Source organism: Herbaspirillum sp. 3R11, assembly GCF_004563925.1.
In the GTDB taxonomy this organism is placed as follows: Bacteria; Pseudomonadota; Gammaproteobacteria; order Burkholderiales; family Burkholderiaceae_D; genus Herbaspirillum.
In genome coordinates this window covers 386138-399969 of sequence record NZ_SPNJ01000002.1, presented here as the reverse complement: position 1 = coordinate 399969, position 13832 = coordinate 386138, and the positions used below count along the sequence as shown (strand labels likewise).

Below are 13832 nucleotides of genomic sequence, written 5' to 3'. Positions count from 1 at the left end.
AAAAGCCGGATGGCCCCGCGACTTCGAACAACCATCATCACGTAGCAGCAAAACATGAATATCCCCGAGCAAGGCGAATTGGTATGTCTGGCTTGTGGCCAGAAACACGGCTACAAGATTCCGCTCCCTGCAATCTGGCATTATGCGACCTGCATCAAATGCCACGATAAAAGCAGCGTCACCAAGCAAATCCACCCGACCGCGTAGTCAACACGAATTCGGCAAGAATAAAAAACAAAGCGGGGCGTTCCATCTGGAACGCCCCGCTTTTTTTGATTCTTCACCTCCATCCGTGAAGAACCGTTCTTTCACCCGCCAAAACGATCAGCGCGGCTTCAGTTCCGTCAGTCCCTGCGCCGCGAGCGCCTTGAGCCAGCCGAGGCCGTCCGAGGTCGCCGCCGCCGGCACGTACTCGCAACCGATCCAGCCCTTGTAGCCCAGCGAGTCGATCAGCTTGAGCAGGTAGGGATAGTTCAGCTCGCCGATGTCCGGCTCATGGCGTTCCGGCACGCCCGCGACCTGGATGTGGCCGACGCCGGCCATGTCGCGCTTCAACTTCACGGCGACGTCGCCTTCGACGATCTGGCAGTGGTAACAATCGAACTGCACCTTGAGGTTCTCGGCGCCGATCTCGGCGCAGATAGCTTGCGCGTCGTCCTGGCGATTGAGGAAGAAGCCGGGGATGTTGCGCGTGTTGATCGGCTCGATCACCACGGTCACGCCGGCCAGATCGGCGTGATGCGCAGCGTACGACAGGTTGTCCATGTAGACCGCGCGATGCCTGGCGCGATCCTGGTCGGGACGGATCAGGCCGGCCATCACGTGCAGCGTCTTGTTGCCGATGACTTCGGTGTATTTCAACGCGGTCTCGATGCTGCGCTTGAACTCGTCTTCGCGGCCCGGCAGCGAAGCCATGCCGCGTTCACCGGCGGCCCAGTCGCCCGGCGGTGCGTTGAACAGCGCCTGCGTCAGGCCGTTGGCGTCGAGGCGCGAGCGGATTTCTTCCGGCTGGAAATCATAGGGAAACAAGAACTCGACGCCGCTGAAGCCATCTTTGGCGGCAGCAGCGAAGCGATCGAGGAAGGCATGTTCGTTGTACATCATGCTCAGGTTGGCGGCGAAGCGCAGCATCGTGATCTCCTTTGAATGGTAGCGTGCGTGGCGCGTGCCGCATGGACGGCGCGCGCCGGATAAAGCTGTTTCAGGTTCTTATTTGTTCACCAGTGTAGGCGAAGTCTTCAACACCGCGGCGGAACCGATCACCAGCATGATCGCCAGCATGTACATGCCGGTCGCGCCGCTGTGGGTCAGGTCCTTCAGATAACCGATCAGGTAAGGGCTGACGAAACCGGCCAGGTTGCCGACCGAGTTGATGGCGGCAATACCGACAGCGGCTGCGGCGCCCGACAGGAACGAAGTCGGCAGCGACCAGAACAGCGGTGCGCAAGTCAGCACCCCGGCGGCGGCCAACGACAGCGCAGCGATCGAGATCGCGGTGTTGTCCGCGAACAGCGCCGCGCCGACGAAACCGACTGCGCCCATCAGCGCCGGCACGATCAGATGCCAGCGGCGTTCACGGCGCGCATCGGCGCTGCGGCCGATCAGGTTCATCGCAATGATGGCGCAGCCGAACGGAATCGCGCTGAGCAGACCGATGTGCAGGTTGCCGGTGACGCCGGTGGCTTTCACCAGGGTCGGCATCCACAGCGTCAGGCCGTATTGGCCCATGACGAAGCAGAAGTAGATCAGGCACATCAGCCAGACGCGCTTGTCGCTGACGATGTCGGCGAAGGAGTGCACGCTTTCCTTGCCCTTCTGGTCGGCGACGATTTCATCTTCCAGCAATTTCTTTTCGTCGGCGCTCAGCCATTTTGCCTTGGCGATGCCGTTGTCCAGGTACGCCAGCGTGGCCAGGCCGATTAGCACGGCCGGGACCGCTTCGATCACGAACATCCATTGCCAGCCGTGCATGCCGGTGGTGCCATGGAAGGCGTCCATGATCCAGCCCGACAGCGGATTGCCGAGGATGCCGGCGACCGGGATGCCGGACATGAAGACGGCGATCACCTTGGCGCGGCGATGCGAGGGATACCAATAGGTCAGGTACAGAATGATGCCGGGATAGAAGCCGGCTTCGGCCAGGCCGAGCAGGAAGCGCAGCACATAGAATTGCATCGGCGTTTCAACATACATGAAGGCGGCCGACAGGATGCCCCAGGTGATCATGATGCGGGCGATCCAGACGCGCGCGCCGACCTTGTGCATGAGGATATTGCTCGGCACTTCGAACAGGAAGTAGCCGAGGAAGAACACGCCGGCGCCGAGGCCGAACACGGTTTCGCTAAAGCCCAGGTCGACCGACATTTGCAGCTTGGCGAAGCCGACGTTGACGCGATCGAGATAGGCGATCACGTAACACAGCATGAGGAAAGGCATGATGCGCCAGAATACCTTGGCATAGACGCGGTTCTGTTCTTGTTCGTTGGCGCTGGTGTTGACACCTGCGGCGCCGATATTGGTTGATGCAGTCATGCTACGACAATCTCCTGTTGATTATGTTGATATACGGCCGCTCCCACGGCCGTTGGTTTAGAGCCGCTAACAAAACGCCGCTGGCGGCGTTGCTTCTCCTAGCCGTACTTTCGTACTGTCTTCGTCGGCGCGCCTTGCCAGCGACGTTCTGTTAGCGGCTCTTACGATGCCTGCTTTAAAAAAGCAGGCAATTTAAAAAATCTGACGTGCTGATACAAAATGGGCTGGCGTGTGGCTGGCGAAAAAAAGTGAATGCTGCGGCCGGGATGCCGGCGTGAGCCGGCGTCCTTGTCGCGTTATTTTTTTGTTTTTGTTGAAGCCGGACCGAAGCGCCGAATGTCTACCAGCGCGCGTTGAACACCTCGCGCAATTCGGTCAGCGCAGCGTCGTCCAGAGGCGCGACATTGCCGCCCGCCAGATGCCACAGCTTGGCCGTTTCTTCCAGCTCTTCCAGTGCGTAGGCCGCCTTGGACACCGAGCTTTCCCACACCACCGGACCGAGGCGCTCAAGCAGCACGCCGCGCACCTTGTTGGCGAGTTGCTTCACCTGTTCCGCCACCAGCGGGTCGCCCGGACGACGATAGGCGATGAAAGGAATGTGGCCGACCTTCATCACGTAATACGGCGTGATCGGCGGCAGCACATCGTCCTGCGACCACACGCCGGAGATCGTCAGCTTGACCAGGTAGGTCGAGTGCGTGTGCACCACCGCATGCATCTCCGGATTGTTGTCGTAGACCATGCGATGCAGCGCCAGCGTCTTCGATGGCTTGTCGCCCGAGACCTGGTTGCCGGCGGCGTCGACCTTGGCGATCTTGGCCGGATCGAGATAGCCGAGGCAGGCGTCGGTCGGCGTGATCAGCCAGCCATCGTCCAGACGCGCGCTGATGTTGCCGGCCGAGCCGACTGTGTAGCCGCGCTGATAGAGACTGACGCCGGTGCGGCAGATCTCTTCGCGCAGTTGGTTTTCCGTGCTCATGCTCATGTTCAACTTACTCCTTGGCGCCGCCGAGGAAGCGCAAGGCCTTCTCGAAGAAATCGACGCTGCCGAAGTTGCCCGACTTGAGCGCCAATGCGAGCGGTTCATCGTCGAGCGTAGCCGTCGCCGGCACGCCCGGATCGATCTGCGGTCCGATGCGCAAGGCGCGCACATCGAGCGCCTGGACAACAGCGCCCGAGGTTTCGCCGCCGGCCACCACGAAACGGCGTACGCCGCGTTCGCGCAGCCCCTTGGCGATATCGGCCAGCGCCTGCTCGACCAGATGGCCGGCCTTGGCGACGCCGAGTTCTTTTTGCACCGCCTTGACTTCGTCAGGTGTGGCGGTGGCATAGATCAGCACCGGCTCCTTGTTGATATGTTCATCGGCAAATGCCAGCGCCTGCGCCACCACGGCTTCGCCGCGCGCCAGAGCCAATGGATCGATGCGATAGGCAGGATGCTTGGCCGCCCATTCGGCGACTTGCGCGTTGGTGGCCTTCGATGCACTGCCGGCCAGCACCACCGACAAGCCATCGACCTGCGGCAGTTGTGCCGCTTCGGCGCTCGCATGCAGCAAGCCGGCGCGGCGAAAATTCTCCGGCAGGCCGAGAGCGATGCCGGAGCCTCCGGTGACCAGTTTCAGTTCGGCGCAGGCTTCGCCCAGCACGTACAAATCGCGATCCGATACCGCATCGGCAATCGCCATCTTGACGCCGTCGGTGCGCAGCGCGGTGAAGCGCTCGGTCACGGCGGCGGCATCCTTGGCCACGGTGTCGTAGCGCACCAGGCCGACTTTCGATTCGGTCTGGCGTTGCAGCACGCGCACCAGGTTGGCGTCGGTCATCGGCGTGAGCGGATGGTTTTCCATGCCCGATTCATTGAGCAAGCCATCTGCGACAAACAGGTAGCCGCGATAAATCGTGCGGCCGTTTTCCGGGAAGGCCGGGCAGGCGATGGTGAAGTCGACGCCCAGTTCCTTCAGCAGCGCATCAGTCACCTGGCCGATGTTGCCGGCGTCGGTCGAGTCGAAGGTCGAGCAATACTTGAAGAAGAACTGCGTGCAGCCCTGCTGTTGCAACCAGCGCAGCGCGGCCAGCGATTGTTCGACGGCTTCGGCGGCGGGAATCGTGCGTGACTTCAGCGCGATCACCAACGCATCGGCGGCAACCGCCGGCAATTGGTCGGGAATGCCGATGGTTTGCACGGTGCGCATGCCGCCGCGCACCAGCATGTTGGCCAGGTCGGTGGCGCCGGTGAAGTCGTCGGCGATACAGCCGAGCAGAGGTTGAGCTTGAGACATAATGAACTCCTGAAATGCTTTTACTGTTTCGACGGCGGCAGGTCGATGCCCGGGAAAATCTTGATCACGGCAGAATCATCTTCACCGCCATGACCGGCAGTCGACGCCATCATGAACATCTGATGTGCAGCGGCCGACAGCGGCAGTGGGAATTTGCTGCGGCGTGCGGTGTCGAGCACCAGGCCCAGGTCCTTGACGAAAATATCGACCGCCGACAGCGGCGTGTAGTCGCCCTTGAGGATGTGCGGCACGCGGTTTTCAAACATCCACGAATTGCCGGCGCTATGGGTAATCACATCGTACAAGGCTTCGGGATCGACGCCTTCGCGCAAGCCCAGCGCCATTGCTTCAGCGGTAGCGGCGACATGCACGCCGGCCAGCAGCTGGTTGATGATCTTAACCTTGGAGCCGATACCGTGCGTGTCACCCAGGCGGTAGACTTTTCCGGCCATGCCTTTCAGCACGTCGTCGACCTTGGCGTAAACTTCGGCCGGACCGGAGGTCATCATCGTCATCTCGCCCGATGCGGCGCGCGCGGCGCCACCGGACACCGGCGCATCCAGCAGCAGCAGATTTTTTTCAGCCAGACGCTGACCGAGTGCGACGGCGAAATCCGGCGCCACGGTGGCGCTCGAAATGACAACGCTGCCCGGCTTCAACGTGGAAGCGGCGCCGTTCTCGCCGAACAGCACGGTCTCGGTCTGTGCGGCGTTGACCACCAGCGTGACGATCACGTCGACCGCCTTGCCCATCTCGGCAGGCGAGGCGCAGGCGACACCGCCGTCGGCGGCGAACTTGTCGAGTACTTCCTTGCGCACGTCACAGGCGTGCACATTGAAACCCGCGCGCAGCAAAGAGCGGGCAACGCCCAGACCCATTGCGCCCAAACCGATCACACCTACATTTTTTGACATTGTCGACTCCGAGAAATTTGGCGGCGCTGGCTGGGGACCGGATGGCCTCTCGTCTGGCTGCGCCTGGTTGGAAATAATGAATCTGCTTTCAGGCTTGGCTCAAGCGCCTCGCTGCGTTGAACATATGCGTCTGCGCCGCTGCGCGCGCCGCCATTTCGTCGCCGGCGCGAATCGCTGCGACGATGGCTTCGTGCTCTTCGCGCACCTGGCGCGAGAAGTCGTCGCGGCGTGCTTCGTTGCCGCGCGTGACGGCAGTCGCCGCTTCGAGATACTGGCTCAGGAATTCCAACGTCTTGATGAAATAGGGATTGCGCGTGGCGCTCGCCAATGCGCGATGGAAGGCCACATCGGCGGCAACGCCGTCGCTGCCTTCACGGACGTCTTCGCCGATGCGCGCCAGCGCGTTATCGATGGCGACCATGTCGGCGTCGGTACGGCGCTTGGCGGCCTGTGCGGCGACTTCGGCTTCGATGGCGCGGCGCAGTTCAACGATCTGCAAGACCGCTTCGGGAGAACTGACCTCGGTGTAATCGATGCGCAACGGCTTGATGCCGGCCTGCTCGGTGACGAACACGCCGCTGCCCTGGCGCGGCTCGACCAGGCCTTCATGCTTGAGCCGGGAAATCGCCTCGCGCACCACCGTGCGGCTGACGCCGAACTCCTGCGCCAGCACCGCTTCGGTCGGCAACTTGCCGCCGCGCGGAAAGGCGCCGAGATCAATTTTTTCCAGCAATTGCCGCGCTACCGTGTCGCTGAGCGCCTGCACAGGGATCTTCTGAAACATGCTTGTCTCTGGCTCTTTTAAGTAAGTTATACGGTCATCATACAAATTTATGTAACGCGATGCAATCCATGACTAAAAAATACTTTTTGACAATATTTAACAAAGAAGCAAGCAATATGTCAGCTGTTGGAAGGCGAAGCCGGGAAATGCGACCATGCAGCGATCGTCACGCGTTGCCTGTCGCCATTGATTGCCGCCAAATCGCTACAAAACTAGGGGCCAAATTCCATCTGTGGCACACTGCACGGATCCGTTTTTGCGGCCCAGCCCGCTCATCAACTCTGCTTATATAGACATGGCTTACGATCTTTCCGGCATGCTGGTCATCGGCATTTCCTCGCGCGCGCTGTTCGACCTCGAACACGAAAACGCCATCTACGACACCGAAGGCGTGGACGCCTACAGCGACTACCAGCGCCAACATGAAAACGACCCGCTTGAGCCCGGCACGGCCTTCCCGCTGGTCAAGGCCCTGCTCCGCCTCAATACGCTGATCCCCGACCGCCGCCTGGTGGAGGTGGTGGTGATCTCGCGCAACTCGCCCGACACCGGCCTGCGCGCCTTCAACGCCATCGAGGCGCACAAGCTCGACATCAGCCGCGCGGCCTTCACCGGCGGCGAGCCGATCGTGCATTACCTCGACGCATTCAAGATCGACCTGTTCCTGTCGCGCGACAAGAGCGACGTGCAGGCCGCCATCGACGGCGGCGTCGCCGCGGCGCAGTTGTATACCGCGCCGACCAATTACGTCGCCCCGGAAAACCAGATCCGCATCGCCTTCGACGGCGACGCCGTGCTGTTTTCGCGGGAGTCGGAACAGATTTACGCCGAAAAAGGCCTGGAAGCCTTCGTCCGTCATGAACAGCGCCATCGCAACAAGGCAATGAAGGAAGGCCCGCTGGCCAAGCTGCTGTTCGCCCTGGCTGAAATTCAGAAGCAGTTCACGCCCGAGACCTGCCCGGTGCGCATCGCCATCGTCACCGCGCGCAACAGCCCGGCGCACAAGCGCGTGATCCACACGCTGCGCACCTGGAACGTGACCGTCGACGAGGCCTTCTTCCTCGGCGGCCTGCCCAAGGCGGACGTGCTGCATGCCTTCGGCGCGCACATGTTCTTCGACGACCAGGAAGGTCATGTGGAACTGGCTTCCGCCGTGGTGCCGTCGGGCCGCGTGCCGTATGAAGGCGGCGCGCTCGGCGTGCGCAATGCCCGCAAGAGCGCCAAGCCGATCTTGCTGACGCCGCCGGCAGCGGCCGACAGCGATGCCTCGCTGGAAACATCGAAGAACTGAAGCGCCCTCTTATATGCAGGACACCAGACCGCCGGATTACACCGGCGGCTTTTTTTTGCGCCGCGGCGGTGAGCCGCAATGATCTGATATACAAGATCCCTCAAAAAAACGCACCAAGGCAGTGACGGCGACGCTCCAAATGCAATCACCACGCCGCCCGTCCGCCTTTCCATTCCCTCAAACAATGCTGCTACGGTAAAGGCTTTGCGGCCACTTTCACCCTGTCATACGCGTCGTTCTTTCTGTACGTCAATCTGATATACAAGATTGGCATGCATATTGCTCATATCGTCGGTATGAGCACCGACGCCATCAAATCCTCGATCCAGATCGCCAACCGCATCATGGAAGCGATCCTCGCCAAGCAGCTTGCCCCCGGCACGCGCCTGGGCGAGCAGCAACTGTCCGAATTGTTCGGCGTCAGCCGCACGCTGGTGCGCGAAGCGCTGACGCGCCTGGTCACGCGCGGCATCGTCACCGTCAGCGCGCGGCGTGGCTGGTTCGTCATCGAACCGTCGCCGAGCGATGCGCGTGAAGCCTTCGAGGCGCGCCGCGTGATCGAACTCGGGCTGCTGCGTCATGCACGACCGATTACCAAGAGCGCCATCGAGCAACTGCGCGATCACATCAACCGCGAACAAGCCGCCATCGAAGGCGACGACGTCGGCGCGCGCGCCTATCTGCTCGGCGACTTCCATGTGGCCCTGTGCGAATGCCTGGGCAACACGTTGCTGTCGGACACGCTGCGCGACCTCACCGCGCGCACCACGCTGACCGCGATGCTGCACCAGTCTTCCGAACAAGCCGAAGACTCCTGCGCCGAACACGTCCACATCGTCGCGGCGCTGGAACGCGGCGACCTGGCCGCAGCCGAGCAACTGATGCACGACCATTTGCAGCACGTCGAGGCCGGTCTCACCAAGGTCGAAGTCAACGACCCGCTGGCGCCGCTGCGCCAGGCGCTGGCGCCGGTCTCCGCAGTGTCGGCCGCAGCTGCCGTCAGCAACGCTTTTGTAGCACCCGCGAAGCGCAAAAATACTGCTTCGCGCTCCGTCAAAAAGCAGGCTACTTCAGCCATTTCCCTCACTTCATCTCAACTTGGAGAATCATGATGAAACTCTCGAAACTGTTGCTTGGCCTGATGGCTGGCGCGCTGCTGATTTCCACTTCCGTTGCCCGCGCCGACGCGCTCGACGACATCCAGAAGGCCGGCGTGCTGCGCGTCGCCGTGCCGCAGGATTTCCCGCCGTTCGGCTCGGTCACTTCCGACCTGAAACCGCAAGGCCTGGACATCGACGTCGCCTCGCTGATCGCCAAGAAGCTCGGCGTCAAGGTTGAACTGATCCCGGTCACCAGCGCCAACCGCGTGCCTTACCTGCAAACCAAGAAGGTCGACCTGGTCATCTCCAGCATGGGCAAGAACGCCGAGCGTGAAAAAGTGATCGACTTCACCGCCGCCTACGCACCGTTCTTCAACGGCGTGTTCGGCCCGGCCGACCAGAAGGTCAGCGGCCCTGCCGATCTGGCAGGCAAGACCATCGGCGTCACGCGCGGTTCGGTGGAAGACCTGGAACTGTCCAAGATCGTACCGGCCAGCGCCACCGTGAAGCGCTATGAAGACAACAACGGCACCATCAGCTCGTTCCTGTCGAACCAGGTGCAACTGGTCGCGACCGGCAACGTGATCGCCGCCGCCATCATCGCCAAGAACCCGCCGAAGAAGCCTGAAACCAAATTCCTGATCAAGGATTCGCCCTGCTTCATCGGCCTGAACAAGGACGAGAAGAAGTTGCAGGACAAGGTCAACGCCATCCTCGCCGACATCAAGAAAAACGGCGAACTGAGCGCACTGACAGTCAAGTGGCTGGGCCTGCCGCTGCCGGCAAATCTTTAATACCTGCAAGCCGGATCCCGCGCAACGGGGTCCGGCGCACCTGCAAGCTGAAGTGATTCACACCACCCATACTCGGAAAATGCATCCACATGGCCTATCACTTTGATTTCCTCGCGGCGTTCGATTACACCGACGTGCTGGTCAAGGGCGTGCTGACCACGGTCGAACTGATCGCGGTCGGCGGCGTCGTCGGCATCGCCGTCGGCATCTTCGGCGCCTGGGCGCGCACGCAGGGACCGCGCTGGCTCAAGCCCATCGTCAGCGGCTACGTCGAGCTGATCCGCAATACGCCCTTCCTGGTGCAGCTGTTCTTCATTTTCTTCGGCCTGCCCAGCCTCGGCATACAGATCAGCGAGATGCAGGCGGCCATCCTGACCATGGTCATCAACCTCGGCGCCTACAGCACGGAAATCATCCGCGCCGGCGTCAATGCGATTTCGCGCGGCCAGATGGAAGCGGCGCTGAGCCTGTCGATGTCGCGTGTGCAGGCGTTCCGTCACATCATCCTGCGTCCGGCGCTGCAAAAGATCTGGCCGGCGCTGTCGAGCCAGATCGTGATCGTCATGCTGGGTTCGGCGGTGTGTTCGCAGATCGCGGTGGAAGAGTTGTCGTTCGCCGCCAACTTCATCCAGGGCCGCAACTTCCGCGCCTTCGAAGCCTACCTGCTGGCCACCGCCATCTACCTGGTGATGGCGATCCTGCTGCGGCAACTGCTGCGCCTGATCGGCGACAAGTTCATCTTTGCGCGGAGGGCTTCATGATCTCCTTTTCCCTGTGGGACATCGTCCGCAACCTGCTGCTGGCGGGTCGCTGGACCGTACTGCTGTCGCTCGCCACGTTTGTGCTGGGCGGCGTGGTCGGCATGATGATTCTGTTCGCGCGCATGTCCAAACGCCCTGCCCTGCAACGCGCCGCCAAGCTGTATATCGAAGTGTTCCAGGGTACGCCGCTGCTGATGCAGCTGTTCCTGATCTTCTTCGGGCTCGCGCTGTTCGGACTGGAAGTGCCGGCCTGGCTGGCGGCGGCGCTGGCGCTGACCTTGTGGAGCGCCTCCTTCCTCGCCGAAATCTGGCGCGGCTGCGTCGACGCGATTCCGCGCGGCCAGTGGGAAGCCTCCTCGGTACTGGCCATGGGCCACCTGCAGCAGATGCGTCACATCATCCTGCCGCAGGCGCTGCGCATCGCAATTCCGCCGACCGTCGGCTTCGGCGTGCAGATCATCAAGGGCACCGCGGTGACCTCGATCATCGGCTTCGTCGAACTGTCGAAGGCCGGCACCGTGATCACCAACGCCACCTTCATGCCGTTCACCGTGTTTGCCGTCGTCGGACTTTTTTACTTTGCCCTGTGCTGGCCGCTGTCGAAGTACAGCCAATTCTTGGAAAGGAAATTCAATGCCGCTCATCGCCATTGAGGATGTCAAAAAACGCTACGGCGACAACGAAGTGCTCAAGGGCATTCGCCTGTCCGTGGATGCCGGGGAAGTGATCGCCATCATCGGCAAGAGCGGCTCCGGCAAGAGCACGCTGCTGCGCTGTATCAACGGCCTCGAAACGATCGACGAAGGTTCCATCAGCGTGGCCGGCGCCTATCTCGGCACCAGCGAACTGGAACTGAAGACGCTGCGCCTGAAGGTCGGCATGATCTTCCAGCAATTCAACCTGTTCCCGCACCTGAGCGTGGGCCGCAACGTGATGATCTCGCCGATGATCGTCAAGGGCACGTCGGAAGCCGAAGCACGCGAGCTGGCCAAGAAGAATCTGGAACGCGTCGGCCTGGGCATGAAATTCGATGCCTTTCCCGATCAGCTGTCAGGCGGCCAGCAACAGCGCGTGGCGATTGCGCGCGCGCTGAGCATGCAGCCGCAGGCGCTGCTGTGCGATGAAATCACCTCGGCGCTCGATCCCGAACTGGTCAATGAAGTGCTGGCCGTGGTGCGCAGCCTGGCCGACGACGGCATGACCCTGCTCATGGTCACGCACGAAATGCGCTTTGCGCGTGAAGTGTGCGACCGCGTGGTGTTCATGCACCAGGGCAAGGTCCACGAGATCGGACCGCCGGAAGAGTTATTCGCCAATCCGAAGACACCGGAGTTACAGCAGTTCCTTGGCATGACACACTAATAATCAAGACAACAACAACGGCAACACCTGTTCTTTTCTGCACCTCCCCTGCACGTCATGCGATGTGCAGGGGATTTTTTTAGCGGCCTGCGTTCAATGCCCGGCGGAAGAATTCCACCACCGATTGATTCAGGCTTGCGTGAAATGCGCGACGGTCGAAACCCGGGGCGCTGTTGCAGATTTCCGGCACACGCGTGGCCAGCGCCTCGTTGCAGGGGGCCAGGAAATCGAAATGCCCGGCATTCGGCACGACGTGATATTCCGGCGGCTTGGGCAAGGCCAGTCGCACGGCTTCCGCATACGATGGATGCGGAAGGATGACGTCGTCTTCGGCGCGCCATAGCTGCACCGGCATGGTGACCTCCCGCAGTCCGTCGGGAGAGAATGTGAAACCGATGGCGGGTGCGGCAACCACGGCGGCTTTGATGCGATCGTCCTTCGTGCCGTCTTTGGCGGGTACAGCGGCAGCTACCGTGCTGACCACACCGCGATTGCGCGCAATCAACTGACAGGCGAAGTCCGCGGTGTGCGCCGCGCAAAACGGTGCGATCTTCACCATATCAGGCCGCCCGCCGATGCTGACCAGCGTCGTGAATCCTCCCGCAGAAAAACCGAACATACCGATCTTCTGCGCGTCGAGTTGCACATGCCCGCTCCAGCCCGACAGCATGTAGTCAATCACGCGACTGATATGTCGCGGACGTTCGAGGATGAACAGGCTGCGACTCTGGTCGGCATAGTTGTCTCCCGTATGCGTGACCGCGGCCACCACGAAGCCCGCTTCGGCCAGCGCAATGGCGGTGTCATAGTGCCCGAGATAAGAGCCGCCTGTACCGTGCGAAATGACGATCAGCGGCAGCGCCTTGCCGTCGACCGGCGCATCGGCGGCTACCGTCTGCGTGACGGTCCTGGTGGGCAGCACGACGGGGGTCGCGGTGCTCGGATACCAGATGCCGACTTCCAGCGGCGCACCGTCCGGATCCGGCGCCGTGACATGCTGAAAACCGACCGCACCGACGTCCGCGGCAAGACAGAGCAACATGCCCATCACGGAAATCAGCAAGGCGCGCAACAGGGATATTTTTTTCATGGTGGTCAGTCGGCAGAGGTGTCGATGGGACGTACGGGAATCAGCAGGTCGGTATGCAGCAACGCCGGCGCGGTGTCGCGCGGGCTGTTGCGATAGATCTCCAGCAGCGGACGATCATCCGGCTCGTAGCCGCTGTAGGGAAGCCACAGTGAATACAGCGCAGAGATGGTGTCGTTGATCTGGGTGTAAGGACCGATCAGCGCATGCGATGCGTAGCAACCGGCCGGGATGTCGATCAACGCGATGTCCGTCGAAATGAGCGGTTCATCAATCAGCTCGGCAGCGGCAAAATAGGAAAAATCATCGCCCGCTTCAGGATCGCCATGCGCGATGCCGAGCCACTGTCTGAACGGCCGTGGGCCGACCAGTTGGTGCAGATGGCGATGCGTATGCGGGATGGTGCCGAGCGGTCCGTGATGCCTGAGCGCCTGGACCCGCATGGCGCCCAGCTCGATCAGTTGCGCCTGCGGGCCGGACGATACCGACCGCTCGTCAGCGGCGCGTTGCTTGTCGGCGATGACGTGGATCTTCTTCTGGAATTCGCGCGGCGACAACCCCGCATACTGGCGAAAGGCGCGCGTGAACGCCTGCGGACTGTCGTAGCCGGCCTCCAGCGCAATGTCGGTCACACTGCGCCGGGTTTCCGCCAGCAGCGTGGCGGCATGCGAGAGCCGCACGCGGCGTACGGTGTCCGCTACGGTTTCGCCGATCAGGCTGCGGTACAGGCGATGGAAATGAAACGGAGAAAAATGTGCGATCGCCGCCAGGTCTTCAAGACGATGCGGCGCCATGGGGTCGGCCGCAATTGCCGCCACCACGCGCGCTATACGGCTCCGATAGTTTTTCTCTGAGCGATCCGGTTTCATGGCGCCAGTTTAACCGGCGTGGCGGCGGCAAACTTAGCCGCTTTTGCTAAACGGTGCCG

The 13832-nt window shown here is 61.6% G+C and carries 14 protein-coding genes; 6 read left to right on the top strand and 8 right to left on the bottom strand.

The features are described 5' to 3' along the window. Positions 1-324: 324 nt before the first annotated feature. From otnI to E4P32_RS10020, 6 genes are all read right to left on the bottom strand, one after another. Positions 325-1131 carry a 2-oxo-tetronate isomerase gene (gene otnI / locus E4P32_RS10045; RefSeq protein WP_116434333.1) on the bottom strand — a complete coding sequence of 269 codons (807 nt, stop codon included), beginning with the start codon at positions 1129-1131 and terminating at the stop codon, positions 325-327. A 78-nt stretch (positions 1132-1209) separates the two neighbouring features. Further along, the gene (locus E4P32_RS10040; protein ID WP_116434334.1) at positions 1210-2532 is read right to left on the bottom strand and encodes an MFS transporter; all 1323 of its coding nucleotides are present in this window, start codon (positions 2530-2532) and stop codon (positions 1210-1212) included. Positions 2533-2872: 340 nt separating this feature from the next. Further along, positions 2873-3517 carry an aldolase gene (locus E4P32_RS10035; protein ID WP_116434641.1) on the bottom strand — a complete coding sequence of 215 codons (645 nt, stop codon included), beginning with the start codon at positions 3515-3517 and terminating at the stop codon, positions 2873-2875. Between the two features lie 7 nt (positions 3518-3524). Beyond that, entirely contained in the window at positions 3525-4811 is a 1287-nt protein-coding gene (gene otnK / locus E4P32_RS10030; RefSeq protein ID WP_116434335.1) for a 3-oxo-tetronate kinase, read from the bottom strand. Positions 4812-4831: 20 nt separating this feature from the next. After that, positions 4832-5725: an L-threonate dehydrogenase gene (gene ltnD / locus E4P32_RS10025; protein ID WP_116434336.1), complete on the bottom strand. Its 894-nt coding sequence runs from the start codon at positions 5723-5725 to the stop codon at positions 4832-4834. 88 nt (positions 5726-5813) lie between these two features. Further along, positions 5814-6509 (bottom strand): FadR/GntR family transcriptional regulator, encoded by a 696-nt coding sequence (locus E4P32_RS10020; RefSeq protein ID WP_116434337.1) that lies wholly within the window; start codon positions 6507-6509, stop codon positions 5814-5816. 295 nt (positions 6510-6804) lie between these two features. On the opposite strand from E4P32_RS10020, the gene E4P32_RS10015 reads away from it, so the two are divergent. From E4P32_RS10015 to E4P32_RS09990, 6 genes are all read left to right on the top strand, one after another. Continuing rightward, on the top strand, positions 6805-7800 hold the full coding sequence (locus E4P32_RS10015; RefSeq protein WP_233526637.1) for a 5'-nucleotidase: 996 nt from the start codon (positions 6805-6807) through the stop codon (positions 7798-7800). 296 nt (positions 7801-8096) lie between these two features. Continuing rightward, positions 8097-8912 carry a GntR family transcriptional regulator gene (locus tag E4P32_RS10010; protein WP_116434338.1) on the top strand — a complete coding sequence of 272 codons (816 nt, stop codon included), beginning with the start codon at positions 8097-8099 and terminating at the stop codon, positions 8910-8912. After that, positions 8912-9694 carry a transporter substrate-binding domain-containing protein gene (locus tag E4P32_RS10005; RefSeq protein ID WP_116434339.1) on the top strand — a complete coding sequence of 261 codons (783 nt, stop codon included), beginning with the start codon at positions 8912-8914 and terminating at the stop codon, positions 9692-9694. Before E4P32_RS10010 ends, E4P32_RS10005 begins: the two co-directional genes overlap by 1 nt. A gap of 89 nt (positions 9695-9783) precedes the next feature. Further along, positions 9784-10455, top strand: coding sequence for an amino acid ABC transporter permease (locus E4P32_RS10000; protein ID WP_116434340.1), 672 nt, complete (start codon positions 9784-9786; stop codon positions 10453-10455). Next, positions 10452-11108, top strand: a complete 657-nt coding sequence (locus E4P32_RS09995) for an amino acid ABC transporter permease (RefSeq protein WP_116434341.1) — start codon at positions 10452-10454, stop codon at positions 11106-11108. Before E4P32_RS10000 ends, E4P32_RS09995 begins: the two co-directional genes overlap by 4 nt. Then, a complete protein-coding gene (locus E4P32_RS09990; protein WP_116434342.1) occupies positions 11089-11817 on the top strand; it encodes an amino acid ABC transporter ATP-binding protein in 729 nt (242 codons plus the stop codon). The genes E4P32_RS09995 and E4P32_RS09990 overlap by 20 nt, the downstream gene beginning before the upstream one ends. Before the next feature lie 79 nt (positions 11818-11896). Here the strand turns inward: E4P32_RS09990 and E4P32_RS09985 are convergent, their stop codons facing one another. Further along, complete coding sequence (locus E4P32_RS09985) at positions 11897-12907, bottom strand: dienelactone hydrolase (protein WP_116434343.1); 1011 nt, start codon at positions 12905-12907, stop codon at positions 11897-11899. A gap of 5 nt (positions 12908-12912) precedes the next feature. Continuing rightward, on the bottom strand, positions 12913-13773 hold the full coding sequence (locus E4P32_RS09980) for a GyrI-like domain-containing protein (RefSeq protein ID WP_116434344.1): 861 nt from the start codon (positions 13771-13773) through the stop codon (positions 12913-12915). Positions 13774-13832: the final 59 nt, after the last annotated feature.

Excerpts from the sequence above, each read along its gene's own strand:
- E4P32_RS10035 (WP_116434641.1), bottom strand. The coding sequence starts at position 3,517 with ATGAGCATGAGCACGGAAAACCAACTGCGCGAAGAGATCTGCCGCACC.
- E4P32_RS09995 (WP_116434341.1), top strand. The coding sequence starts at position 10,452 with ATGATCTCCTTTTCCCTGTGGGACATCGTCCGCAACCTGCTGCTGGCG.
- otnI (WP_116434333.1), bottom strand. The coding sequence starts at position 1,131 with ATGCTGCGCTTCGCCGCCAACCTGAGCATGATGTACAACGAACATGCC.
- E4P32_RS10015 (WP_233526637.1), top strand. The coding sequence starts at position 6,805 with ATGGCTTACGATCTTTCCGGCATGCTGGTCATCGGCATTTCCTCGCGC.
- E4P32_RS10000 (WP_116434340.1), top strand. The coding sequence starts at position 9,784 with ATGGCCTATCACTTTGATTTCCTCGCGGCGTTCGATTACACCGACGTG.
- E4P32_RS09985 (WP_116434343.1), bottom strand. The coding sequence starts at position 12,907 with ATGAAAAAAATATCCCTGTTGCGCGCCTTGCTGATTTCCGTGATGGGC.
- E4P32_RS10040 (WP_116434334.1), bottom strand. The coding sequence starts at position 2,532 with ATGACTGCATCAACCAATATCGGCGCCGCAGGTGTCAACACCAGCGCC.
- E4P32_RS10010 (WP_116434338.1), top strand. The coding sequence starts at position 8,097 with ATGAGCACCGACGCCATCAAATCCTCGATCCAGATCGCCAACCGCATC.
- E4P32_RS10020 (WP_116434337.1), bottom strand. The coding sequence starts at position 6,509 with ATGTTTCAGAAGATCCCTGTGCAGGCGCTCAGCGACACGGTAGCGCGG.
- E4P32_RS10005 (WP_116434339.1), top strand. The coding sequence starts at position 8,912 with ATGAAACTCTCGAAACTGTTGCTTGGCCTGATGGCTGGCGCGCTGCTG.
- ltnD (WP_116434336.1), bottom strand. The coding sequence starts at position 5,725 with ATGTCAAAAAATGTAGGTGTGATCGGTTTGGGCGCAATGGGTCTGGGC.
- E4P32_RS09980 (WP_116434344.1), bottom strand. The coding sequence starts at position 13,773 with ATGAAACCGGATCGCTCAGAGAAAAACTATCGGAGCCGTATAGCGCGC.
- E4P32_RS09990 (WP_116434342.1), top strand. The coding sequence starts at position 11,089 with ATGCCGCTCATCGCCATTGAGGATGTCAAAAAACGCTACGGCGACAAC.
- otnK (WP_116434335.1), bottom strand. The coding sequence starts at position 4,811 with ATGTCTCAAGCTCAACCTCTGCTCGGCTGTATCGCCGACGACTTCACC.